This window comes from uncultured Faecalibaculum sp. (assembly GCF_910588395.1).
Classification (GTDB): Bacteria; Bacillota_I; Bacilli_A; order Erysipelotrichales; family Erysipelotrichaceae; genus Faecalibaculum.
On the sequence record NZ_CAJUPA010000021.1, the window covers coordinates 1 to 23,334 of the forward strand.

The following is a 23,334-nucleotide window of genomic DNA, read 5'->3' on the forward strand; positions in this document are numbered from 1 at the left end:
TCCAGAAACAACTGGTTGCAGCTTAGCTTTACTGAGCTTCGTAGCCTATCAAGTATAAATAACCTGACGAAGGAGATAGAAAAACCGGATCAACTCATCACGGAGGCCTGCGAGGATCATCAGGAATATATCCGCTTATTGATGACGATCCCTGGAATCAGCAAAATAAGTGCCCGGAAACTAGTAGCTGAGTTTGGAACAGAGATGGATCAGTTCGGGAAGGCTTCGCGTGCTGCGAAATGGGCGGGTTTGGCACCTGGAAGTGATGAGTCAGCCGGAAAGATCCATTCACGTCATATCACAAAGGGTGGCAAATATCTGAAGCCTGTTCTGATAGAGGCTGCGTGGGCGGCTGTGAGATCAAAGAATCCATATTACCGCTGTAAATTTGAGGTCCTGAGTCTGCGTCTGGGAAAGAAGAGAGCCATTGTTGCGATCGGCAGAAAAATGATCGTGTCCATTTTCCACATGTTTTTGAACATGAAGGAATGGCACCCAAAAGACTGTGATGACTGTTTTGTACCGTGGGGACTTTCGGTTCAAAAGGAAACCAGAATTCTGAATAAGACAGTCAATACGCTGAAGGCGATGGGCATGACAGATCATCAGATTCTCAAAACAATAGCCCAGGGGTTTGAGGATTCAGAAATCAGTGATGAAGAAGGAAATACTTATGATCTGATCACAGGAGAATATATCGCAGCCTGAATTTTCTGTGTGATTTTGGTGGAAAGGGGGCACTATGCCTTTTAATGAAGTAAATTTCTGGAGGCTCTGGCAGTGGTGTGCTTCGACATCTAGGTTGTTTTCAAATTAAAACGCCTGGAACGGCTGACTTGCAAACGGAGTCAGGTTCCAGGCGTTTTTGCCTGTGCCTACCAGTATAAGCCTGTATGTGCCGGTTTTCTCAAGCCGGATTCTCTTCCAGCTGCTTCAGAATCGCCCGGGCCACATGCACACCGGAGGCGGAGGCATGGGACAGCGAGTGGGTGACACCGGAGCAGTCTCCAATGACATACAGTCCCGCACAGCAGGTTTCCAGAGCGCTGTTCACTTCCACTTCCATGTTGTAGAACTTCACTTCCACGCCATACAGCAGGGTGTCGTCGCTGGCGATGGAAGGGCAGACTTTGTCCAGAGCGTAAATCATCTCAATGATGTCATCCAGCTGCCGCTTGGGAATCACCAGGGACAGGTCCCCGGGCGTGGCCTGCAGCGTGGGCCTGACAAATCCGCTGTCAATGCGGTCCTTTGTGGACCGCTGCCCCCGGATCAGATCCCCGAACCGCTGGACGATTACACCGCCGCCCAGCATGTTGGACAGCCGGGCGATGGATTCACCGTACTGATTGGATTCATGGAACGGCTCGGTAAAGTGATTGGACACCAGCAGCGCGAAATTCGTGTTGTCTGTGTACAGCGCCGGATCCTCGTAGGAGTGGCCGTTCACTGTCACGATCCCGTTGGTGTTTTCGTTCACCACCACCCCATGGGGATTCATGCAGAACGTCCGGATCCGATCCTGGTATTTGGCGGAGCGGTAGACGATCTTGGATTCATACAGCGCATCCGTCATTTCACTGAAGGTTTCATAGGGAACCTCCACCCGCACCCCGATGTCGATCCGGCTGCTCTGAGTGGGGATGTTGAGACTGCCGCAGACAGACTCCATCCACTTGCTGCCGCTTCGTCCCGTGGACAGAATGCACCGGCGTCCCCGGAACACCTCACCGCTTTCCGTGGTCACCACATAGAGTCCATCCTCCCGGCGGACACTGGCTGCGGCGGTGTTGAAGAAGAAATCCACCCGGTCCTTCAGCAGCGCATAGAGGTTTTCCAGCACCACGTAATTCAGATCCGTACCCAGATGCCGTACACTGGCTTTCAGCAGATGCAGCCCGTTCTGCAGGCACTTCCGGTAAATCACCGGATCGTCATTGGCATAGAGTCTGGCGGAAGCGCCACCCATCCGGCAGTTGATTTCATCCACATATTCCATCAGTTCGATGGCTTCCTTCTCTCCCACATATTCATAGAGCGTGCCACCGAATTCATTGGTGATGTTGTATTTTCCATCGGAAAATGCCCCGGCTCCGCCAAAGCCGTTCATGATCGAACAGGATCGGCACCCGATGCAGGACTTGATGGTTTTGCCATCAATGGGACAATGCCGCCGGGTCAGGGAATTGCCTTTTTCCAGAACCGCGATGCGGAGGTCATTCCGGTTTTCCGTGAGTTCCAGTGCAGAGAAAATACCGCCTGGACCGGCGCCGATGATCAGTACGTCGTAAATCATTTCCTTTTCCATTTTCTGTTCTCCCTGCAGGCTCCCTGCGCCCGACTTGTTTTTTCCCACCGTTTCTGCGCCCCGGTTCTGTCTGCATTTCGCCTGCTGACAGACGCCGGAACCGCAAACCTTCATGATTTTACGGGAGCGGTCATACCCAGTCAACCATCTTTTCGCCGCTGTGGCAAAATCCGCCTCCATGAAACACCCTGACCAGCCCGGCACGCAGCGGTTGAACTGCCTGTCGGGCACGTCAGGTTTACCCGACATACTGTCAGAGACATCTGCCGGCGAAAGCAGCCGGTCATCCTGTGGCAACAGACAGTTGCTTGAGACTGTGCAGTGTTTCGCGGATACTGATGGAGAACAGAAACAAAAGGAGACAATTACTTATGAGCACAGGAAACATACTCAAATCGCTTCGGGAATCTGCCTGCATGACCCAGGCTCATCTGGCGGAAAAAGTCCACGTGACAAGACAGGCGGTATCCCGCTGGGAAAACGGAGAAACCACGCCCGGGCCGGATATTCTGGTGTCTTTGTCCATGATCTTCGGCGTTTCCGTGGATGCACTGCTGGAATCACCGGAGATCCGGTACTGCGAATGCTGCGGCATGCCCCTGGAAACCGGCATCATGGGCCACGACAAAGGTGGCAACCTGGATCCCCGATACTGCAAGTGGTGCATGGATCAGGGAGAATTCGCCTACACAGACCTGGACCAGATGCTGGATTTCCTGGTGACCCACATGCCGCAGGAAGGGCTCAGTGCCGATGAATGCCGCAGCTTTTACCGGAACCATCTGCTCCAGCTGCCCTACTGGAAGGAAAAAGAGGAAATGGCATCCAGTCAGGCAGAATAACTGCGTTCCACAGAACCTGCCAGTTCTGCCTTCCTGCGTCCCTGCGCCAGTCAGAATGTGGATTATTCAACTTGTCTGAATCGAATGACTGGAACAATTAACCTGAGTTATGGAATAATTCCATAGCCTGCCAGACTGCCCGTATTTTGCAGCATCCGGCACCTTAGGAGGTATCCATGAAACGATCACTGCCCGCTCTGTTGTCTGTCCTGCTCCTTGCAGGCTGTTCGTCATCCGCTCCGACTGCCGATGCCGGCGAAGGTGAATTCGAGTCTGTATACGGCACCAATTCCCCTGAGCAGGGAAGCAGACAGCCGGAACAGGAAACCGATAAACCCCTGCACGCCTGCACATGGAATGGCGATGAGGATTCCAGAGAAGACATCCGCATATTTGGTCCTTCCGAAGAGGAGCCCTTCACAAAAGTGGAGTTCATTCAGTACGTACCTTCAAAAATTGACTTTGCACATGAAAATGAGGAAGATGTACAGGCGTACCTGGAAAGACGTCAAGGAAGCGCTTGTTGAACAGGATGATACAGATCCTTCCATTCTTGATGTGACCTGGGAGAAAGGCTATGTCAAGCTGGTGTATACCTGCAGCAATCTGGAAGAGCTGCAGTCTGTTCACTCACAATATATGGATGATACGGTTTCCCATATCTATGAGACCTTCTCCGGCATGCAAGGTACTGCCACCTGTGATGGATAGCCTGTAAAGCGGCCGGAAGCGGACATCAGTGACTTCGACAAAGACATGAACACCATCCACGAATGGATTTCAGCCCATGCCGCCGACATGAGATCCTACATGGACGGCACCATGGATCCCGAGGCAGCTCTGAATCTCATGGACAGCACGCAGGAAATCGATGATCTGATTGAGAAATGGAAATACAACACCGATCTGCTCGATGACGGGCAGAAGCAGACATTCGAGGAGGCCAGAACCGCGTATGGGAACGCGCTGCTGGGCGTATGATGGGAAAAACCCGTTCCGGTGCCTGAGCGCATCCGCCAATTGCCCCCGGGGAATGTTTCCGGTGCAGCTTATCCGGGGCAGCATGGAATAATGGATGCAGAGGCCGGCAGCTGTGCATGTGCATGCCGCCGGCATCACGTTCAGGAGGTGTCCATGAACCGTTATTTCTCCTTGCTGCTGTGCGTGCTGCTTCTTGCAGGATGTGCTTCCACATCTGGCTCTGTGTCCGAAAACGGCCAGTCCAGTTCTGCACAGGACAGCAGCCAGTCAGCTGACCATACAACCGCATCCGGTAAAACCGCATCCGGTAAAACCGCATCCGGCAGTGGGAATTCACAGAGCACCGACAAACTCCTCCATGCCTGCAGCCTGACGGGAACAGATGCCACCAGGGAAGACATCCGCATATATGGTTCCTCTGAAGAGGCTCCGTTCACCAAAGTGGAACTGATTGAGTACTTGCCCTGTGACTTTGATTTCCAGAATGCAGACGAGGAAGATGCAAAGCACTATCTGGAGACAGTCAAGGACAACCAGGCGAGGGCTGACGGCATTGATCCGTCCATGCTGAAAGTGGGATGGGAAGACAATGACATCACGCTGACCTATATCTGCCGGGATCTGAAAGAGCTTCAGCACTTCCATCCGGAGTTTTCACAAGACACCGTGTTCTCAGTTTTCAAAACCGCTGCCGCCATGCAGGGGGTCACCGCCTGCGACCAAGAGCCGGTGGAGAACTGAATTTCCGCAACACTGCGCCTGCCCGGCGCTTTTCTTTTCCCACGCTGACCACAGATGACCAGACTTCTTCCGGTACAGCCGGAAGACCTGCCCTGGTGCGTTCCAGTTGGGCAAGAGTCCTGCGCCCCGTCCAAAACAGACCTGTCTTCAAAAAGGAGGATCCCCGTTTCCGGCAGATCCTCCTTCTTTTCTCTGTTTTCGTTCCCGGTTTATTCTTTCGGTCCGTACTGGCTGTAATAGGCATCGATCTGTGCCAGCTGCTCCGGCGACAGCTCGCCTTTGCCTGACAGATACTCCACGACTTCCGGCATGGAAACAATCGCATGAGCCGGAAAACCGTAGAGTTCGCTGATTTCCTTCAGCGCTGTCTGCGTTCCTTTGCCCCGTTCATGCCGGTCCAGGGACACCATCAGTCCCACGATTTTCGTATCCGCAGCCTGCCGCACCTTGGGTACGGTTTCCTCCATGGATTTTCCCGAAGTGGTCACATCTTCAATCATCACCACCCGGTCACCATCCTGCAGTTTTGTTCCCAGGAACCCGCCTTTGTCCGCACCATGGTCCTTGTCTTCCTTCCGGTCAGAGCAGTAGCGCACCTGCTTGCCGTAAAGTTCCTCAAAGGCAATCGCCGTGGCCACCGCAATGGGGATCCCCTTGTAAGCCGGCCCGAACAGGACATCAAACTCCAGTCCATAGACATCATGGATCGCCTTCGCATAGGCTTCCCCCAGCCGTTTGAGCTGCGCACCGGTCACATACCCGCCGGCGTTCATGAAAAACGGTGACTTCCGACCGGATTTCAGCGTGAAATCCCCGAATTTCAGCACGTCGCTGTCCTTCATGAAGTCGATGAATTCCTGCTTATACTGTTCCATTCAGTGTCTCCTCAATCTGTGTGAATACCGCCTTCGGCTCATCCGCCCTGGTAATGGAGCGGCCCACCACGATGTAATCGCAGCCTTCTTCCCGAGCCAGCGCCGGTGTTGCCACCCGCTTCTGATCATCTTTGCTGTCATCAGCCAGCCGGATGCCCGGAGTCACTGTCAGAAACCCGGGACCGCAGGCTTCATGAATCGCCCGGGCTTCATGCACACTGCATACCACACCGTCCAGTCCGGCGTCCTTCGCATTTTTCGCATACCGGATCACGCTGTCCATCACCTCGCCGGGAATGCCCTGTTCTTCATTCATGGCTTCCTTTGAGGTACTGGTCAGCTGCGTCACTGCAATGCACAGCGGGCGCTGCTTTCCATGCGGCGTGCCCTCTTCCAGACCGTCAATCGCCGCCGCCATCATGGCTTTGCCCCCGGCTGCATGAACATTCACGATATCCGCACCGCGCCGGGCCAGATTCTTCATGCCGCCTTTCACCGTGTTGGGAATGTCGTGGAGTTTCAGATCCAGAAATACATCATGTCCCATGGCCTTGATCTCATCCACGATGTCCAGACCCGCTGCATAGGTCAACTCCATGCCCACCTTCACCGTCACCGGCGAATCAAACTGTTTCAGAAAATCCAGCGCTTCGTCTCTTGAAGAAAAGTCCAGCGCCACAATGGTTCTGCTCATATCTGTCGGCTCCTTTCCCGCACAGCCTCCAGGCTGTCATATCCGTATTTTTGCAGCACGCCGGGCAGCTCTTCGATGATCTTCGGACACACCCAGGGATCTGTGAAATTGGCGCAGCCCACTTCCACCGCCGCCGCACCCGCCAGCAGGTACTCCAGTACATCTTCGGCACAGGTGATTCCCCCGCAGCCGATGATGGGAATGTTCACAGCCCTGGCGCACTGATACACACACCGGATGCCCACCGGCTTCACAGCCGGACCGGACAGGCCGCCGGTTTTGTTGGCCAGCAGCGGCTTTCCGCTTTTCAGATCCATCTGCATGCCTAGCAGGGTGTTGATCATCACCAGACCATCCGCTCCGGCAGCTTCCACCGCTCTGGCAATCGCGACGATATCCGTCACATTGGGGGACAGCTTCACATACACCGGTTTCCGGCTGACGGCTTTGCACATCTGCGTGATGTGCGCTGCCAGTTCCGGATCCGTTCCCAGTCCCATGCCACCATGTTTCACATTCGGACAGGAGATGTTCAGTTCGAACGCGTGCACCCGGGGATCATCGTTCAGCGCCTCAATGACCTTCACGTAGTCTTCTTCCGTGCTGCCTGCCACATTGCACAAAACCTTCGTGTCGTACTGAGCCAGAAACGGCAGTTCGTGCTCCATCACATAGTCCACGCCTTTGTTCTGCAAGCCGATGGCATTGAGCATCCCCATGGGGGTGTCTGCCACCCGGGGCGTGGGATTGCCCGCCCGGGGCGCTGCGGAGACCGACTTGATGGCAATGCCACCCAGCAGCGACAGATCATACAGCTGTGCATATTCCCGGCCATAGCCGAAGCAGCCGGATGCAGGAATCACCGGATTCTTCAGATCCAGACCCGGCAGCTTCACCGAAAGATCCATTGCGTTCATCACAGCACCACCTCACCGATCCGGAACACCGGACCATCCTTGCACACCCGCAGCTGCGAGCCATCCGGCGTTTTCACCACACAGCCCATGCAGGCACCCAGGCCGCAGGCCATGCGGCTTTCCAGAGATACATAGCCGTTTTCATACCGGGTACACACAGCCCGCAGCATTGGCAGCGGACCGCAGCTCATCACCACATCTGCATCCAGGCCGGCTGCATCAATGGCATCCAGCACCGTTCCCTTCGTGCCGACGGTTCCATCCATGGTGGCAATCACCGGTTCAATTCCCAGCCCGGCGAACAGATCCAGACCAAAGACATCCACTGCCGAGTTGAACCCCAGCACCGCCTGCACCCGGATTCCCTGCTCCTGGAGTTTCCGGGCAGTCATGACCAGCGGGGGCACACCCACACCGCCGCCAATCAGCAGCACCGATTCAGGCTGCTGTTCTTCATTTCCGACGGGCTGGGCAGAAATTCCCCGGGAACTGTCTGCCCGGCTGGTCGGAAACCCCGTTCCCAAAGGTCCGAACACATCCACCTTCTGTCCCTGTTCAAGACCGGACATCCAGTCCGTTCCCCTGCCCACGACTTTGTATATCAGTGTCAGCACACCATTCCGGGCTTCGCACACCGAAATCGGCCGCCGCAGAAACAGTCCGCCGCACTTCACTTCCACAAACTGCCCCGGCTCACAGGCCATATCTGTTTCCAGATCCAGCTTCCACACATCCCGGGCAATCGGGACATTGGACAGGACCCTCGCTTTCTCATCCTTCATATTCAACCATACTTGTCTTTCATTATTCCCCGTCTGCTCCTCGTCCGGAGAAGCGCCGGAATAACCCGGACTTCTCCGGACCAGGGCAGAACGAAGCTGTCATATTGCAGACTGGCACAACCAGCCCACTCACATCAGCGCGGCGTTCGGGACGGAACAATCACTCCCCCGTCTACAGGTTTATCAACTGCGCCGACAAACCCGCAGACCGGGTCCGTATTCGTCTGGCATCACAATACCAGCGCTGCCACCATCACCCGGCAAAGTCCTGGTCCCGGCGGAGAAATCACTTCTCCCAGCTGCATCATCAACCGCAACCGGCGTTCGGGACGGAACAATCACTCCCCGCTTTCCGACTCCATTCCGGCAATGACAGCATCACCCGGCAAAGCCCTGGTCCCGGCGGAGAAACTGCCTTGCAGTTTCCCGCCCGGACGAGGGCTTACCTGCCCATTTCGTTCATCGAAATCATCGAGAAGGACAGACTCTCCAGCACACCCGCCAGGGCATTGGCCGTATCCAGACTCGTCATGCAGGAAATGTTGTTCTCGGCAGATACACGCCGGATCAGGAAGCCGTCATTGCTGGCCTGGTTGTTGGCAGACAGCGTGTTGATCACGAAGTTGACCTGGCCCGTGCGGATGATATCCAGCACATTGTTCGTGTCGCCTTCCTCCACCTTGTCCGCCTCATGCACAAACAGCCCCGCTTCCCGCAGCAGCTTCGCCGTGCCCTTCGTGGCATACAGACCATATCCGATATCGGAGAACCGTCTGGCCAGCTTCAGCGCCTCTTCCTTGTCGCCATCCGCCACAGTGATCAGCACAGCCCCGTGCGTTGGAATCCGCACGCCGCTGGCCACCAGCGCCTTGTACAGCGCCTTTTCCAGACTCGTATCCGATCCCAGCGCCTCGCCCGTGGACTTCATCTCCGGACCCAGCACCGTATCCACACTGCGCAGTTTCGCGAAAGAGAACACCGGCGCCTTCACAAACACACGCTCTTTGTCTTCCGGATGATACCCGGGCACATATCCCTGCTCCGGAATGCTCTGGCCCAGAATCGCCCGGGTCGCCATGGCCGACATCGGCACGCCAGTGACCTTGGAAATGAACGGTACTGTCCGGCTGCTCCGGGGATTGACCTCCAGCACATACACCTTGTTCTGGCGGTCCACAATGAACTGAATGTTGTACAGTCCCTTGAAACGGAACCCCTTGCCGATCCGGATCGCATAGTCGATGATCGTGTCCTTGACCTCCTGGGAGATCGTCTGAGCGGGGTACACCGAGATGGAGTCACCGGAGTGCACACCGGCGCGTTCGATGTGCTCCATGACACCGGGGATGTAGACATTTTCCCCGTCGGCCACCGCATCGATCTCCAGCTCTTTGCCCACAACGTATTTGTCCACCAGGATCGGGGCATCGTGGCTGATTTCCTTCACCGCCGTGGCCATGTACTTGCGCAGGTCGTCGTCATTGTGGACGATTTCCATCGCGCGGCCGCCCAGCACATAACTGGGGCGCACGAGGACCGGATAGCCGATCCGTCCGGCGATCTCCAGGGCTTCTTCCACCGTCACCGCGGTTTCCCCCTGGGGCTGGGGAATGTCCAGCTTGTGCAGCATGGCTTCAAACTCATGCCGGTCTTCCGCCCGGTCGATGTCCTCCAGACTCGTGCCCAGGATCTTCACCCCGCGGCGCACCAGAGAATCCGCCAGGTTGATCGCGGTCTGCCCGCCGAACTGCACGATCACACCCTCCGGCTGTTCCAGATCCACCACCGTCATCACATCCTCGGTGGTCAGCGGCTCGAAGTACAGCTTGTCGGAGATCGAGAAATCCGTGGAGACTGTCTCCGGGTTGTTGTTGATGATGATTGCCTCATAGCCTTCCTGCCGCAGGGTTTCCACGCAGTGCACCGTGGCATAGTCGAATTCCACACCCTGGCCGATCCGGATGGGGCCGGAGCCCAGCACCACGATCTTGCGGCGGTCCGAGACTTCGCTTTCGTTTTCCTGTTCGTAGCTGGAATAGAAGTACGGCGTTTCCGAGGTGAATTCCCCGGCGCAGGTGTCCACCATCTTGAACACCGGCACGATTCCCAGCTCCCTGCGCCGGGCGCTGAGTTCCTCTTCGCTCATGCCCCAGCACCGGGCGATCCAGGCATCGGAGAAACCGTTGCGCTTCAGTCTGCGCAGCAGTTCGGCGTCGTCCTTCGCACCGGGAACCTGCGCCTGTTTCTCCAGGTCCAGGATCACCAGCAGGTGGTCGATGAAGAACGGATCCATGTGGGTCTCGGCTTCAATCCGCCGGGGATCCCCGCCGTTTCGGAGATACTGGGCAATGGCGAAGATCCGCTCGTCATCCCGCTCGTGGATCCGGGACAGCAGCTCGCCCTGGGACATATCCATCATGTCCTTCTGCTCCAGATGATCGGTTTTGGTCTCCAGAGACCGGACCGCTTTCAGGAAGGACTCCTCGAAGCTCCGGCCAATGGACATCACCTCGCCGGTGGCTTTCATCTGGGTGCCCAGCTGCCGGTCCGCCCCAGGGAACTTGTCGAAGGGGAACCGGGGGAATTTCGTCACTACGTAATCCAGCGCCGGTTCAAAGCAGGCATAGCTTGTGCCGGTCACCGGGTTCAGGATCTCATCCAGCGTCAGGCCCACGGCCAGCTTCGCGGAGATCTTCGCAATGGGATAGCCCGTGGCTTTGGAGGCCAGGGCAGAGGACCGGGATACCCGGGGATTGACCTCGATGACGTAGTATTTGAAACTTGCCGGGTCCAGCGCCAGCTGCACGTTGCAGCCGCCGCAGATCTTCAGCGCCCGGATGATTTTCAGACTGGCGCTGCGCAGCATCTGGTTTTCCTGATCCGTCAGTGTCTGCACCGGCGCCACCACAATCGAGTCACCGGTGTGAATGCCCACCGGATCCACGTTTTCCATGTTGCAGACCACGATCGCATTGTCGTTGGCATCACGCATCACTTCGTACTCGATCTCCTTGTACCCCGCAATGGAGCGCTCGATCAGACACTGGTGCACCGGAGAAATCTTCAGACCTGCCTCGGTGATCCGCCGCAGCTCCTCTTCATTGTGGGCAAACCCGCCCCCGGTGCCGCCCAGCGTGTACGCCGGACGGACCACCACCGGATAGCCCAGACCCGCGCAGAAATCCACCGCTTCCTGCACCGTGTGCACGATCATGCTCTCCGGCACCGGCTCTCCTATTTCCTGCATCAGATCCCGGAACAGCTCCCGGTCCTCCGCCCGGTTGATTGCCTGCAGGTCCGTGCCCAGGATCTCCACCCCGTAGTCCTCCAGGATGCCGTCCTGTGCCAGCTCCACCACCAGATTCAGACCGGTCTGGCCGCCCAGGGACCCCAGGATCGCATCCGGGCGTTCCTTGCAGATCACCCGCTTGGCAAACTCCAGGGACAGCGGCTCGATGTAGACCCGGTCCGCAATGGAGGAATCTGTCATGATTGTCGCGGGATTCGAGTTGATGAGCACCACCTCGTACCCTTCTTCCCGCAGCGAAGTGCAGGCCTGGGAACCCGCATAGTCGAATTCCGCCGCCTGACCAATCACGATCGGTCCGGAACCGATCACCAGGATCTTCCTGATATCCTTGCGTTTAGGCATGCCGTCCCTCCTTGTCCATCATGGCCACAAACTTGTCAAACAGATACGCCGTATCCTCCGGACCGGCACTTGCCTCCGGGTGAAACTGCACCGAGAACACCGGCAGGTTTTTGTGCCGGACCCCTTCGCAGGACCCGTCGTTCAGCGCCCGGTGCGTCAGCTCCAGATCCGTATCCGCCAGAGAGTCGATATCCACCGCGAACCCGTGGTTCTGGGACGTGATATCCACCCTGCCGGTCTCCAGATCCACCACCGGATGATTGCCCCCCCGGTGACCGAACTTCAGCTTGTAGGTCTTCGCTCCCGACGCCAGGGAAATCAGCTGGTGGCCCAGACAGATCCCGAAAATCACCGTTTTGCCCATCAGCTGCCGTATCGTCTCAATGGCCTGTGGCACATCTTCCGGATCCCCCGGGCCATTGGACAGCATCACCCCATCGGGGTGGTAGCTCAGAATCGTCTGGGCATCCGTGTCCCAGGGCACCACGATCAGATCGCAGCCCCGGCGGGAGAGCTCCCGGACGATTCCCAGCTTCGCCCCGAAATCCATCAGCACCACTTTGTGCCCCCGGTTGGGAATCGGAAAGATCTTCCCCGACGACACCCGCGCCACCTGATCATGCAGCCAGGGCGTGTTCTGAAGCTGCGCCACCGCCTGTTCGATATCCGTATCCGGCTTTGCCAGCATCGCACGCATCGTGCCGCTGTTGCGCAGTTTCCGGGTGATCGCCCGGGTATCCACGCCGTAAATCCCCGGAATGCTGTGGGATTTCAGGAAAGAATCCAGTGTTTCCTGACTCCGCCAGTTACTCGGCGCCTCGCACAGATCCCGCACCACGAACCCGAACACCGCCGGTTCAATGGACTCATAGTCATCCCGGTTGATGCCGTAGTTTCCAATCAAAGGGTATGTCATCATGACAATCTGTCCGCAGTAGGAGTTGTCCGTGAGGATCTCCTGGTATCCCGTCATTGAGGTGTTGAACACCAGTTCCCCCGTCCGGAGTTCATCCGAACCGAAAGCCTGGCCGCGGTATACGCTTCCGTCCTCCAGAATCAGCAGTCGTTCCATGATTCAGCTTCCTTTCTTCTCTGTCCCTGTATCCTTCCACACCGTGCGTCCCCGGGAAACCGTTTCCAGGATCGTGCAGGCTGTGGGCCATGTATCAAAAGGGGTGTTGCTTCCCCTGGATAGAAATGTCCGTTTGTCGATGACGCCCGGGCGCGCTTCGTCAATGAGCACCAGATCCGCCCGGTATCCCGGCCGGATGTCCCCGGTGCCTTCCAGGCCGAAGCGTCCGGCAGGGGCGGTGCTCATCCAGTTCACCAGCTGCTCCAGACTCCAGCGGCCGCTGGCGACAAACTCTGTGTACAGAAGCGGAAAGGCCGTTTCCAGAGACACGATGCCAAAGGGCGCCTTGTCCATGGGCTGGCATTTCTCTTCTTCCGTGTGCGGCGCATGGTCGCTGGCAATGAAGTCCAGCGCGCCGGATTCCAGACCTTCGATCAGCGCCATGCGGTCTTCGTGAGCGCGCAGCGGCGGGTTCATTTTCCACATCGGGCCCCGGACATCCCGGTCCTCCAGCAGCAGATGATGCGCTGTGACCTCTCCGGTGGCATCCAGTCCGGCAGCTTTGGCCTGCCGCAGCGCTTCCACGCTTTCTTTCGCGCTGACATGACAGGTGTGATAGTGCCCGCCGGTTTCCTTCAGCAGGTCCAGATCCCGGATCAGCTGGGCGCTTTCGCAGGCGGAAGGGATGCCCAGCCAGCCCCTGGATGTGACAGCCGGGGAATCGTGAACCGAGGCGCCGGGCCGGCGGTAGGCCATGTCTTCCGTGTGGCAGGCAAAGAGAACATCCGCTTTCCGGGCCTGTTCCAGTGCCCGGCGCATGACCTCTTTGCTGGCGACCCCCACGCCGTCATCCGAGAACCACCGGATGCCCAGTTCCTTCATGGCTTTGTAATCTGTGGGTGTTTTTCCGGCTTCATCGAGAGTGATCGTGCCGTAGGGCAGCACCCGCACCAGACCCTTTTCTTCCAGCAGCTCCTGGTATGGGCCGGCGGTTTCCGGCTTGCTGGGAAAAGGCAGCACATTGGGCATGGCGAAAATGGTGGTGAAGCCGCCATGAGCCGCGGCTGCGGTGCCGGTGGCTATGGTTTCCTTGGCTTCGCGTCCCGGTTCCCGCAGATGAACGTGCACATCCACCAGACCGGGGATCAGAGTCAGCCCCTGTGCATCTGTGACGATGGTGTCTTTGTCCGCGGGCAGATCCTGCCCCACAGCCAGGATAGTGTCGTCAAAGAGGACATCGGTCTGGATGCGTCTGCCTTCCGATATCACCGACGCGTTTTTTATCAGTCGCTTTCGTGTCATTCTTTCCCCTTCTTTCCTGTCATTTCTTCTGCTCCCGGGCAGCCTTGTGCCCGTCGCAGCCGGTTTCGCTCTCCTTGAACGGCGGATAGCCGAAGGCCCGTTTCAGGACCGCTTTCCGGATCAGGACACCGTTGGACATCTGCCGGAAAATGCGGCTCTGGGGCGCTTCCACCAGGCGGGAGTCAATTTCCACATCCCGGTTCACCGGTGCCGGATGCATGATGATGGCACCGGGTTTCATCCGGGCAGCCCGTTCCATGGTCAGACCGTACCGGGTGAGATATTCCCGGTTGGGCATGTCGGCCATGGCACCGCGTTCCTTCTGGATCCGCAGCATCATGACCACATCCGCCCATTCCACTGCCTGGTCGAAATCCATCACCGGATACCCGGGGCGGCGCCACTGCTCCGGTCCGGCGAAACGGACATCCGCCCCCAGCCGGTCCAGAGCTTCTTTGTTGCTGGCAGCGACCCGGGAGTGCTGAATGTCTCCGCAGATCACCACTTTGAGGCCCTCAAAAGAGCCGAATTCCTCCCACATGGTGTACAGATCCAGCAAACACTGGGTGGGGTGATCCCCGGCTCCGTCTCCGGCGTTGAGAATGGGAATGGAGATATCCCGGAGCCGTTCGTAGTACCGGTCGTCCGGATGGCGGATCACCAGCACTTTGTAGCCGATGGCTTCGAAGGTCCGGGCTGTGTCATACAGGGATTCTCCCTTGGTGACGCTGGAGCTGGAGGCGGAAAAGTCCGAGACTTTGCACCCCAGCTGAAATTCGGCGCTTTCGAAGGAGAAGTGGGTCCGGGTGGAAGGCTCAAAAAAAAGATTAGCCACCAGCGCGTTGACGGCTGGCAAATGCCAATCTTTTTGGGAACTATTAAAAATTCTTGCCTCCTGGAGGATTTGCAGGATTTCGTGTACGGACAGGTCCCGCACAGACAACAGTGAAAGTTTGTTCATCTTGTACCTCTCTGCTTCTCTGGATTACAGGCGTGAATCTGTATGCTTCTTTATCCGGATTATTGTATAGAGAAAGATTTCCGGTTGCAAGACTTGATTTTTGTACGGGATGCAGTTCAGGTGATTTCAGCCAGTTGCCTGAGCAGCCGCAGACTGTTCAGGGAACACGCTGAGTCTTTTCGTTTGTGCCGATATCCTATATTTTTCCAGAAATTGTATTTTTTCATGAAACTCATTCATTACAATAAGATGAATTGCACATATTTGGATAATTCGCAGAACTTGTCTGTTATGGTCTATCTGATTTTGTTATAATTTAACCGCAGTCATCAATACGCTGATGTGCCTGTTTCTTCCTGATTCGAGGAATCCTTTCCGATCGGTCCGTGAATGCAGACTGGGAAGGAGGATGCATGGATTTTTATACGATTGTTCAGCTGCTGGCCAATCTCTGTGTCATCGCAGATTTTCTCTGGCAGCATAACCGGATCCTTGGAGCCGGTCGAACCGCTATAACGATTCAGATCTCGATCATCCGGGAAACGAAAAAGCACGATCAGTGTAGCCGCACCGACCGTGCTTCGGATGATCGTTAGATCATCATAACTTCTTAAGCAGCACATCGGTTGATGACCGCTGTCTGTATCTTCATTATATCGGTTTACTGATATCTTGCAAGAGACAGACCAGGCCGCAGGATTCTTCGAATCAGAGGCCTAGCCTGGGACCTGCCAGTCATGGCAGGTCCTTTTTACTGCTGTTCGTGGAATACTCTCTTTCAACTCTTGTAGACGCACTGTTTGCTTTTGCAGCGTGCAGGATGAACAGCTTTGTCTGTCCATCCTGCTGGCTGTAAAAAAGCACGATCAGTGTAGCAGCACCGACCGTGCTTCGGATGATCGTTAGATCTCAGCCAGTTACCCGAACAACCGCAGGTTGTTCAGGCAACACGCTGAGATGTTTCGCTTACAGCCTGCAAACCAGAGATCTCACCGGAATCTGTCAGCTATGGCGGATTCCATTTTTCAGTTTTGTCAGACCCGGATTTGTCCGTCACGCTGCAGCATGCCCCGGTCAGCGGGCAGAATGTCCAGCCGCCGGCTGTTCATTCCGCTGGGTGACCGGCTGAGTCAGATATTCTTCCACATTCTGATACAGGATTCCGTCTTCTTCACAAGTCTCACCCCGGTAGAGGACCGTTCTTCGGGTGATGGGACCGAATCTGAATTCCGTTTTTCGGCAGTTCTCCGGGTCTGTCAGATGTCTGGCCTGATTTCTGACATGGATTTTGCTGTGCTTGATTTCAAACACTTCACACTGGAGTTTTTCCGGATCGAAAATGACCATGTCAAATTCTCCCAGTGCAAACTGAAGCACGAACACTTCTTTCTCCGGCCAGCGGGCCATCGTATCCAGAAGAACAATGTCTTCCAGCATCCGTCCCTGAATCTCGCTGAGGATGCGCTCTTTCAGAGATTCCCGGTCATGGAGGTCAAGAGCGTCTATGATGGGATCTTCAGACAAAGCCTGTATCAAAGCCGAAGCCTGCGCATATCTGAGTCCTGGCTGCGTAATGAGCGTTCGATACCGTTTCCGGGAAGACTGCGGGATGGAGCGGACTTCCACTTCCCGGATCAGATCCAGCACCTCCAGGTATTCATGAATTTCCTGAACATGCACCTGTTCGATTCCCACAGTCATCTCCTCTTCTTCTGCAATTTTCAGCCACTCCTTCAGCCGGTCTGTCACAGCTCTTTCATCAATGTGGTCCAGAATATCGTCCGGATGTGTGCGGTCCTGCCTCAGATTGCGGGCAGATACCGCCAGATCATGAGAGCGGAATGTCCTGGTCAGGACTTCTATCGTGAATCGGTGATTGACGTCTTCTATGATCCGGTTCACGGCCCCGGTCAGTTCCCCCTGTTCGTGGAGATCCTGGAGATTCCGGAAATGAGTCCCATCCTGCCAGCAGGAAAGAGAATGCTGAATGTTGTCTGCAATGGCGGTATTGACATATTCATCCACTGTGCGAAGAGAGCGGAAAGCAGAATTCTGCGGATTATAATGGGTGCCTGACATCGTCATGGTTCCCCCATACCGTATATACGTGTCCACGTCCCTGATTCCCAGTACCCTGGCAAACTCGCCGAATGGAATCCAGGTGGTATGGATCATCCGGCAGCGGTCATACAGCTGACCGGATTTTGCGAGCATGAAGGACAGGGAGTTTGTACCTGACAGCACAATATGCATGCCACTGGCTGCAAATATATCCGGAAGCAGAGCAGAACCATCTATAAAATCCGAAAGCAGTGTCACTTCATCAATCAGAACTGTGTCTATTCCCAGCCGCTGCATGCGCTTCAGATCCTGATTCAGATCTGCCAGCGTCTGCCGGACAGACAGCTGCACATAGGCGGTCCTGTCTCTTTCTTTTTCATTCATGGCGGCAATCAGCTGACGCAGCAAAGTGGTTTTTCCCGTCCTTCGCAGTCCACACAGTATCAGCACTTTGTCCTGCGGCGCCCCCGAAACGAATTCCTGCAGAGCAGTGAAACACGTCCGTTTCTTCCAGCCTGCCACCGGAGCCGCAAAAGGAATCAGTGCGGACCCGGAAAGAACTGTACAGCGCCATTCATCCGGACTCTGTTTCCCGCTTTCCCGGACCGTCAGCCCGCGTAGCTGCTTCTCCAGTCTTCTTCGCTCCCGGATTCCTTCTTCCAAAGCAGGAACTTCAGTTTCCGGTACGTACTGCTCCCGCCGTTTGCCATTCTCGCTGATCCGGTGATAGTGATAGATCCTGCCGCACACTTTCTTGGTGGACAGGCTCCCCCGGGGAAGCTGGCTGATCCTGGCTTTCAGTTCTTCTGCTTCAGTCATGCGATGGCCTCCTGCTGCAATGCAGTCTCTCTTTTTGTATTATACCCTCTTATACCCTTTGAATAAAAAAGGGTATAAGAGAAGGTCTGAACAGCAGCGATACTCCACTGAATCAGCCAGTTCCATGACCAACCTCAGGTTGGTCATGGAACTGGCTGACTATGAACAATACTGGAAATTTCGTTTAACCAGCATCCGGATCAGTTTTTTGCAGCGGGTTCGACGCCTGGCATTTGCCCAGACATCGAGCTGGCCGAAGGCTGTCCAGGCAACACGCTGAGAGTCTTCACATACAGCCTGCAGATCAGAGCAATCCGGCACATGGCAAATGAATCTCTTCATCCCGGGACTTCTGCACTGCAGCATCACCCCAGTCAGCGGGCAGAATGATCAGCCTCTGCTGTCATTCTGCTGGCTGACTGGCTGTACGTGATCATCGTCGGCCGTCCCGTCCAGGGATCCGGCTCGATCAGCGCATCCAGAGAGAACACCTCTTTCAGCATCTTTGGCGTCATCACATCCCGGGCACTGCCCTCCTGCAGAATGTGCCCGTCCCGCATTGCAATCAGCCAGTGGGCAAACCGCGCCGCCAGATTCAGGTCATGAATCACCAGGGCAATGGTCTTTCCCTCTTCCCGGTTCAGTTTCGCCAGCAGCTCCAGAACCTCCAGCTGATGCGCCATATCCAGATACGTCGTGGGCTCATCCAGCAGAATCAGCGGTGTATTCTGCGCCAGACACATGGCGATCCACACCCGCTGCCGCTGACCGCCGGACAATTCATCCACCGCTCTGTCCCGCAGTGCCCATGTTCCGGTCTGCTCCATGGCCTCCTGCACCAGCCGGCGGTCCTGTTCCGTCATCCGGCCAAATCCCTTCAGCCAGGGATACCGGCCATAGCTCACCAGCTCCTGTACCCGCAGCCCCGCAGGCGCCTGGGGCCCCTGGGGCAGCAGCGCCATCTCCCTGGCAATTTCATCCGCCTTCAGACCCGCCATGTTCCTGCCCTGCAGCAGAACCGTTCCCTGTTCGTGAGGAATCACCCGGCCCAGGGCTTTGAGAAGCGTGGATTTGCCACAGCCATTGGGACCAATGATCGCCGTGATTTTTCCTTCCGGAATCCGCACATCCATCCCCGGGATCACCGTTTTTCCCTCGTATCCCACCTTCAGTCTTTCAGCCTCCAGCGCAAATCTGCCCTTATCTGCCATATCCGCTCCTCCTTGTTTCCTCATCATGATTCACCGTTTCTTCACCAGCAGATACAGGAAATACGGTGCGCCGATCACCGCCGACACAATTCCCACGGGAATCTCCGCCGGCAGCAGCAGAGTCCGGGAAATGATGTCTGCATACACCAGCAGCACCCCGCCCAGCAGACAGGCTGCCGGCAGCATCCGACGGTGATTCCAGCCCGCCAGGCGTCTTGCCAGATGAGGACAGATCAGTCCCACAAACGCCAGACCCCCTCCTGCGGCGCAGGCCAGAGCCGACAGCGCACAGGCAGCAATCAGAAACCGGCGGTAGACCCGCTGCACATCCACACCCAGTCCCCGGGCCGCTTCTTCTCCCAGCCCCAGCACATTCAGCGTCCAGGAACAGAAAACCGCATAGCCGCCAAACACCAGGATCCCCAGCGCCAGCAATCCGGCATTCTGCCAGTCCGCCCCCCAGAGCGATCCCGCGATCCAGTTCTGCACAAAGGCATACTGGGAATCCGGCAGCCGCAGCATCACCATCGTGGACAATGCATTCAGCGCCATGGACACAGCCACACCAATCAGCAGCAGCCGTCCGGGCTTCACCCGCTGCCCCGCCATGGACAGCCGCGTCGTGATCCAGCCCGTTGCCAGTGCCCCGAACAGAGCCGCCGCCGGCAGCATGAGACCATAGGAAGCAAACAGCCCGCCAGCCCCCAGAATCACCAGGGCAATCGCCAGTCCGCTGCCGGCATTCAGGCCCAGGATCCCGGGATCTGCCATGTCATTGTGGGTGATCCCCTGCAGCAGGGCTCCGGACAACGCCAGGGCCATTCCCGCCAGCATGCTCGTGATCACCCGGGGCAGCCGCAGTTCCAGCAGTGTATACCGCTGCGCCTGGACTCCGCCCCCGCCAAGAATCTCCAGAATATCCCGCAGCGGAATCTGAGAATATCCCGCGTTCACATCCAGAAACAGGCCAAGCCCCAGCAGTGCCAGCAGCACCAGGAAAAGGATCAATGATTTACGCACCCCCGGCACCTCCCTTCCTGGCAATCCAGATAAACAGCGGCACACCCAGCACCGCAAAAATCAGCCCCACCGGCGTCTCCGCCGGAGCATTGATTGTCCGGGCCAGCAGATCCGCCAGCAGCATGAACAGCGCCCCTGCAATCATGGAACCGGGAATCACCGTGCCATAATCCGATCCCGCAAGAAAGCGCACAAAATACGGCACCAGCAGTCCCGCAAAAGCAATCGGACCCGCCAGAGCCACCGCTGTTCCTGCCAGCACCATCACCGTCAGCAAACACTGCAGCTGGGCTTTTTCCACATTCACACCCAGACCCGCTGCCGCCTCCTCCCCCAGGGACAGCACACTGACTTTCTTCGACAACCACACCGCTGCCACCAGCCCCAGGATCATCACCGGGGCACAGATCCGGATCTGCTCCATGCGAATCGCGGCAGTGCCACCCGCCGTCCAGAACGTGAGATCCTGCCCGATCCCGAAGAAAATCGCAATGCCCTGGGACAGGGAACTCAGCAAAATCGACACCGCACTTCCAGCCAGCACCAGCCGCACGGGATCGGCTTTCCGTCCCCCGGCCCGCAGCAGCCCGTACACCACCAGACCCGCTGCCGCCGCGCCAATGAACGAAAACAGCACCGTCACGCCAAAGGTGATATTGGACAGAAATGCCATGCACAGCGCCAGGGCAAAGCTGCCCCCGGCATTGATCCCCAGCAGACCGGGATCCGCCAGCGGGTTCCGGGTCACGCCCTGGAGAATCGCCCCGCTGGCCGCCAGACCGGCTCCCACCAGAATATCCCCGTACATCCGCGGCAGCCGCAGCTCCAGCACCGCCAGCTGTTCATGACTGGCCATGTCCGGATTCGTCAGCGCCTGCACCACGGACTCCAGCGGGATATCCGTGCTGCCCAGCACAACGGAAAAGACCGCAGCGGCCACCACCCCTGCGATCCCCGCCGCCATGAACACTCCGGGCCTGATCCTGCCCATTTTCATTCCTGACGGTCCCTGATTCCCTGGAAAAAGTCGATGAAGGACTGCAGCTGGGCATTCAGCGTGATCGGATCCCGGTGCATCCAGCCCACCTGTTCATAAGACATCGTGCGGCCTTCCTTCACCGCATCCAGATTCTGCCAGATCTTCGAGCCCTCCACAAAACTGGGATCTGTCCCATTCAGCACCCCGTAGAAAATGAAGTCACCGGTATAGTCCGGCAGCGCCTCCAGAGACACCACCTGATAGGTTTCGTCTCCGTCCACCATATCCTTCTGCACAGCCTCGGGCGCCTTCAGATCCCACATGTCATACAGAATGGACCCGCCTCTGGCAAAGTGAGACCCCATGGAATAGATCTCCTGCGGCCATATCTCCACAATGGACACCGTTTTGTCTCCCACGACCTGCTGCACCATGGGCTTTGCCTCTTCCGCTTTTTTGTTGAACTCCGCAATATAGGCATCCGCTTCATCGGATTTGTTCACCAGATCCGCGATATACCGGAACAGTTCTTCGTCCGTCCTCTTGCCATCCTGGATATACACCGTCGGGGCAATCTTCGAGTACTTCTCATAGTCTGCCTCGGTGATCGTCACGATCAGATCCGGCTGCGCCTCGGCAATCATTTCCAGATTCGTCTCCGCACTGGTGATGTTCATCGGTTTGATCCCCTCTGTCATTCCCGCCAGAAACGGGTTGTCCAGGGCGTATGGCGAAGCAATCACCGGCTTCACATCCACCGCCAGAAACTCACCCAGGTAGTAATCCGAGACGATTTTCTTCGGATCCTTCGGAATCTGAACCGGGCCTTTGTCCGTTTCCACCGTCCGCATCCCGGAATCATCCGCCGTATCCCCGGTTTGCGCCGGCGCCGCGCAGGCAGTCAGCAGGCAGGCTGTGATCATCAGAACCGCTGCATTCCGGAACCATTTCCATATCTTCATGTGCAATCCTCCTTTTCAGTGTCTGTCCTCCGGTTAGCTTTAACTAACAACGATGAGATTATAGGGTCTTCCCTTTGTTCAGTCAATGTGGTTATACACGATTCTGCCGGGAAATCCGTTTGTGACACTCTGCATGGGAGGCTTTCGGTGAATTCCTTACCTTAATATATATGAATATATATGGAATGCCGATGAAGGCCGGGGCCGGCAATGGAAAAGGGGCGCTTCAGGCTTTCCGTTCACTCTGGAGTTTCTGCACTTCACTCATGCTCAGACTGGTAGCCTGTGCAATCTGCTGCAGGGTAAGCAGTCCCATCTGCAGCAGTTCACGGGCTGTCTTCCTGTTGGCCTGCAGTTCGCCTTTCCCGATACCTTCCTCAAGCCCTTCCCTGCGGCCTTCCCTGCGACCGTCTCTGAATATTTCTCTTGATACTTCACACATAGTCCGTTCTCCTTTCTCTGTATTCTTGATCCGTCTCAGCAGCTTTTTCAGGAATCCGTTTCTCATCTTCTCCGGATCTGTCTGCCTGAAATCATGAGCAAGATCTCCTGCCGCATCCACCCCTTCATACCGCAGATTAAACAGCCGGATTTCCATTTTGCTTTCGATGGCCCTCCCTGTGAAACTGTCCACTGGCTGGATGTTCACCACCGGCTTTCCCGGCAGGAACAGCGGATCGTCCAGGCCAGGCAGATGTCTGGCATCTGTCATGATCATCATATGTCCTTTTGTCAGAGATGAATACTCTTCTCCCTCCGGCATCCTGTCCAGCACCAGATGGGAGCTGTAGACATCCAGTCTTCCTTCCTCAATTTCATCATTCTGCATACCAACACTCCAGGATTCCTCCTTTTCGTCATAGCCAAACAAGTCCGGCATTACCGATTTTGCTCCGGATACGGTCTTGAGATCTTTCTGGCTTTCCACGTCATGAAACGGACCTGTTTTTCGCTGACAGACGGCTTGTGTAAGCAGCTGCATGTATTCCGCTTTTTCCTCCGGTGTGCAAAGTTTCACACTGGTACGAAAACATACATCGCTTTTCAAAGACAGCTTCTTCAGCTTTTCCAGATATCTTCTGTCAAGTTCTTCGTTTTTTGTCACAGACATTCCCCTTTCTGTACTTCCCGTACTTGTTATATTCGCCAGTTCTG

The 23,334-nt window shown here is 56.4% G+C and carries 22 protein-coding genes; 7 read left to right on the forward strand and 15 right to left on the reverse strand.

The window, feature by feature from the left end; translation table 11 throughout:
- A partial coding sequence (locus QZ305_RS06940; RefSeq protein WP_294730996.1) for a transposase occupies positions 1 to 708 on the forward strand: 708 nt, incomplete at its 5' end.
- A 199-nt stretch (positions 709 to 907) separates the two neighbouring features.
- Here the strand turns inward: QZ305_RS06940 and QZ305_RS06945 are convergent.
- Positions 908 to 2,296: an NAD(P)/FAD-dependent oxidoreductase gene (locus tag QZ305_RS06945; RefSeq protein WP_294731025.1), complete on the reverse strand. Its 1,389-nt coding sequence runs from the start codon at positions 2,294 to 2,296 to the stop codon at positions 908 to 910.
- A 383-nt stretch (positions 2,297 to 2,679) separates the two neighbouring features.
- On the opposite strand from QZ305_RS06945, the gene QZ305_RS06950 reads away from it, so the two are divergent.
- The 5 genes from QZ305_RS06950 (at position 2,680) to QZ305_RS06970 (ending at position 4,872) form a co-directional block, all read left to right on the forward strand.
- A complete protein-coding gene (locus QZ305_RS06950; RefSeq protein ID WP_294730997.1) occupies positions 2,680 to 3,150 on the forward strand; it encodes a zinc ribbon domain-containing protein in 471 nt (156 codons plus the stop codon).
- Positions 3,151 to 3,326: 176 nt separating this feature from the next.
- Entirely contained in the window at positions 3,327 to 3,677 is a 351-nt protein-coding gene (locus tag QZ305_RS06955; RefSeq protein WP_294730998.1) for a lipoprotein, read from the forward strand.
- The gene (locus tag QZ305_RS06960) at positions 3,634 to 3,861 is read left to right on the forward strand and encodes a hypothetical protein (RefSeq protein WP_294730999.1); all 228 of its coding nucleotides are present in this window, start codon (positions 3,634 to 3,636) and stop codon (positions 3,859 to 3,861) included. The genes QZ305_RS06955 and QZ305_RS06960 overlap by 44 nt, the downstream gene beginning before the upstream one ends.
- Positions 3,862 to 3,906: 45 nt before the next feature.
- Positions 3,907 to 4,131: a hypothetical protein gene (locus QZ305_RS06965; RefSeq protein WP_294731000.1), complete on the forward strand. Its 225-nt coding sequence runs from the start codon at positions 3,907 to 3,909 to the stop codon at positions 4,129 to 4,131.
- A gap of 153 nt (positions 4,132 to 4,284) precedes the next feature.
- On the forward strand, positions 4,285 to 4,872 hold the full coding sequence (locus tag QZ305_RS06970) for a hypothetical protein (protein ID WP_294731001.1): 588 nt from the start codon (positions 4,285 to 4,287) through the stop codon (positions 4,870 to 4,872).
- A 209-nt stretch (positions 4,873 to 5,081) separates the two neighbouring features.
- Here QZ305_RS06970 and pyrE read toward each other — a convergent pair whose 3' ends face one another.
- The 8 genes from pyrE to QZ305_RS07010 all read right to left on the reverse strand — a co-directional run bounded on the left by pyrE (position 5,082) and on the right by QZ305_RS07010 (position 15,127).
- On the reverse strand, positions 5,082 to 5,747 hold the full coding sequence (gene pyrE / locus QZ305_RS06975; protein WP_294731002.1) for an orotate phosphoribosyltransferase: 666 nt from the start codon (positions 5,745 to 5,747) through the stop codon (positions 5,082 to 5,084).
- Positions 5,734 to 6,441 carry an orotidine-5'-phosphate decarboxylase gene (pyrF, locus tag QZ305_RS06980; protein WP_294731003.1) on the reverse strand — a complete coding sequence of 236 codons (708 nt, stop codon included), beginning with the start codon at positions 6,439 to 6,441 and terminating at the stop codon, positions 5,734 to 5,736. Before pyrF ends, pyrE begins: the two co-directional genes overlap by 14 nt.
- Entirely contained in the window at positions 6,438 to 7,349 is a 912-nt protein-coding gene (locus tag QZ305_RS06985; protein WP_294731026.1) for a dihydroorotate dehydrogenase, read from the reverse strand. Before QZ305_RS06985 ends, pyrF begins: the two co-directional genes overlap by 4 nt.
- Positions 7,350 to 7,357: 8 nt before the next feature.
- The gene (locus QZ305_RS06990) at positions 7,358 to 8,140 is read right to left on the reverse strand and encodes a dihydroorotate dehydrogenase electron transfer subunit (RefSeq protein WP_294731004.1); all 783 of its coding nucleotides are present in this window, start codon (positions 8,138 to 8,140) and stop codon (positions 7,358 to 7,360) included.
- A gap of 442 nt (positions 8,141 to 8,582) precedes the next feature.
- A complete protein-coding gene (gene carB, locus QZ305_RS06995) occupies positions 8,583 to 11,792 on the reverse strand; it encodes a carbamoyl-phosphate synthase large subunit (RefSeq protein WP_294731005.1) in 3,210 nt (1,069 codons plus the stop codon).
- A complete protein-coding gene (carA, locus tag QZ305_RS07000) occupies positions 11,785 to 12,867 on the reverse strand; it encodes a glutamine-hydrolyzing carbamoyl-phosphate synthase small subunit (protein ID WP_294731027.1) in 1,083 nt (360 codons plus the stop codon). The genes carB and carA overlap by 8 nt, the downstream gene beginning before the upstream one ends.
- Positions 12,868 to 14,166 carry a dihydroorotase gene (locus QZ305_RS07005; protein WP_294731006.1) on the reverse strand — a complete coding sequence of 433 codons (1,299 nt, stop codon included), beginning with the start codon at positions 14,164 to 14,166 and terminating at the stop codon, positions 12,868 to 12,870.
- Between the two features lie 19 nt (positions 14,167 to 14,185).
- Positions 14,186 to 15,127, reverse strand: coding sequence for an aspartate carbamoyltransferase catalytic subunit (locus QZ305_RS07010; RefSeq protein WP_294731007.1), 942 nt, complete (start codon positions 15,125 to 15,127; stop codon positions 14,186 to 14,188).
- Between the two features lie 413 nt (positions 15,128 to 15,540).
- On the opposite strand from QZ305_RS07010, the gene QZ305_RS07015 reads away from it, so the two are divergent.
- Positions 15,541 to 15,723: a hypothetical protein gene (locus tag QZ305_RS07015; protein WP_294731008.1), complete on the forward strand. Its 183-nt coding sequence runs from the start codon at positions 15,541 to 15,543 to the stop codon at positions 15,721 to 15,723.
- Between the two features lie 478 nt (positions 15,724 to 16,201).
- Here the strand turns inward: QZ305_RS07015 and QZ305_RS07020 are convergent, their stop codons facing one another.
- The 6 genes from QZ305_RS07020 to QZ305_RS07045 all read right to left on the reverse strand — a co-directional run bounded on the left by QZ305_RS07020 (position 16,202) and on the right by QZ305_RS07045 (position 23,290).
- Positions 16,202 to 18,007 carry an AAA family ATPase gene (locus QZ305_RS07020; RefSeq protein WP_294731009.1) on the reverse strand — a complete coding sequence of 602 codons (1,806 nt, stop codon included), beginning with the start codon at positions 18,005 to 18,007 and terminating at the stop codon, positions 16,202 to 16,204.
- A 374-nt stretch (positions 18,008 to 18,381) separates the two neighbouring features.
- Positions 18,382 to 19,218 carry an ABC transporter ATP-binding protein gene (locus QZ305_RS07025; RefSeq protein WP_294731010.1) on the reverse strand — a complete coding sequence of 279 codons (837 nt, stop codon included), beginning with the start codon at positions 19,216 to 19,218 and terminating at the stop codon, positions 18,382 to 18,384.
- A 30-nt stretch (positions 19,219 to 19,248) separates the two neighbouring features.
- Positions 19,249 to 20,238: an iron ABC transporter permease gene (locus QZ305_RS07030; RefSeq protein WP_294731011.1), complete on the reverse strand. Its 990-nt coding sequence runs from the start codon at positions 20,236 to 20,238 to the stop codon at positions 19,249 to 19,251.
- Positions 20,231 to 21,229 (reverse strand): iron ABC transporter permease, encoded by a 999-nt coding sequence (locus QZ305_RS07035; RefSeq protein ID WP_294731012.1) that lies wholly within the window; start codon positions 21,227 to 21,229, stop codon positions 20,231 to 20,233. The genes QZ305_RS07030 and QZ305_RS07035 overlap by 8 nt, the downstream gene beginning before the upstream one ends.
- 2 nt (positions 21,230 to 21,231) lie before the next feature.
- Positions 21,232 to 22,179, reverse strand: coding sequence for an ABC transporter substrate-binding protein (locus QZ305_RS07040; protein WP_294731013.1), 948 nt, complete (start codon positions 22,177 to 22,179; stop codon positions 21,232 to 21,234).
- Positions 22,180 to 22,405: 226 nt separating this feature from the next.
- Positions 22,406 to 23,290 carry a hypothetical protein gene (locus tag QZ305_RS07045; RefSeq protein WP_294731014.1) on the reverse strand — a complete coding sequence of 295 codons (885 nt, stop codon included), beginning with the start codon at positions 23,288 to 23,290 and terminating at the stop codon, positions 22,406 to 22,408.
- Positions 23,291 to 23,334: the final 44 nt, after the last annotated feature.

What these genes read in the sequence shown, in the direction of transcription:
- QZ305_RS06945 (WP_294731025.1), bottom strand. Translation starts at nt 2,296, where the DNA reads ATGATTTACGACGTACTGATCATCGGCGCCGGTCCAGGCGGTATTTTC.
- QZ305_RS06950 (WP_294730997.1), top strand. Translation starts at nt 2,680, where the DNA reads ATGAGCACAGGAAACATACTCAAATCGCTTCGGGAATCTGCCTGCATG.
- QZ305_RS06955 (WP_294730998.1), top strand. Translation starts at nt 3,327, where the DNA reads ATGAAACGATCACTGCCCGCTCTGTTGTCTGTCCTGCTCCTTGCAGGC.
- QZ305_RS06960 (WP_294730999.1), top strand. Translation starts at nt 3,634, where the DNA reads ATGTACAGGCGTACCTGGAAAGACGTCAAGGAAGCGCTTGTTGAACAG.
- QZ305_RS06965 (WP_294731000.1), top strand. Translation starts at nt 3,907, where the DNA reads ATGAACACCATCCACGAATGGATTTCAGCCCATGCCGCCGACATGAGA.
- QZ305_RS06970 (WP_294731001.1), top strand. Translation starts at nt 4,285, where the DNA reads ATGAACCGTTATTTCTCCTTGCTGCTGTGCGTGCTGCTTCTTGCAGGA.
- pyrE (WP_294731002.1), bottom strand. Translation starts at nt 5,747, where the DNA reads ATGGAACAGTATAAGCAGGAATTCATCGACTTCATGAAGGACAGCGAC.
- pyrF (WP_294731003.1), bottom strand. Translation starts at nt 6,441, where the DNA reads ATGAGCAGAACCATTGTGGCGCTGGACTTTTCTTCAAGAGACGAAGCG.
- QZ305_RS06985 (WP_294731026.1), bottom strand. Translation starts at nt 7,349, where the DNA reads ATGGATCTTTCGGTGAAGCTGCCGGGTCTGGATCTGAAGAATCCGGTG.
- QZ305_RS06990 (WP_294731004.1), bottom strand. Translation starts at nt 8,140, where the DNA reads ATGAAGGATGAGAAAGCGAGGGTCCTGTCCAATGTCCCGATTGCCCGG.
- carB (WP_294731005.1), bottom strand. Translation starts at nt 11,792, where the DNA reads ATGCCTAAACGCAAGGATATCAGGAAGATCCTGGTGATCGGTTCCGGA.
- QZ305_RS07005 (WP_294731006.1), bottom strand. Translation starts at nt 14,166, where the DNA reads ATGACACGAAAGCGACTGATAAAAAACGCGTCGGTGATATCGGAAGGC.
- QZ305_RS07010 (WP_294731007.1), bottom strand. Translation starts at nt 15,127, where the DNA reads ATGAACAAACTTTCACTGTTGTCTGTGCGGGACCTGTCCGTACACGAA.
- QZ305_RS07015 (WP_294731008.1), top strand. Translation starts at nt 15,541, where the DNA reads ATGGATTTTTATACGATTGTTCAGCTGCTGGCCAATCTCTGTGTCATC.
- QZ305_RS07020 (WP_294731009.1), bottom strand. Translation starts at nt 18,007, where the DNA reads ATGACTGAAGCAGAAGAACTGAAAGCCAGGATCAGCCAGCTTCCCCGG.
- QZ305_RS07025 (WP_294731010.1), bottom strand. Translation starts at nt 19,218, where the DNA reads ATGGCAGATAAGGGCAGATTTGCGCTGGAGGCTGAAAGACTGAAGGTG.
- QZ305_RS07035 (WP_294731012.1), bottom strand. Translation starts at nt 21,229, where the DNA reads ATGGGCAGGATCAGGCCCGGAGTGTTCATGGCGGCGGGGATCGCAGGG.
- QZ305_RS07040 (WP_294731013.1), bottom strand. Translation starts at nt 22,179, where the DNA reads ATGAAGATATGGAAATGGTTCCGGAATGCAGCGGTTCTGATGATCACA.
- QZ305_RS07045 (WP_294731014.1), bottom strand. Translation starts at nt 23,290, where the DNA reads ATGTCTGTGACAAAAAACGAAGAACTTGACAGAAGATATCTGGAAAAG.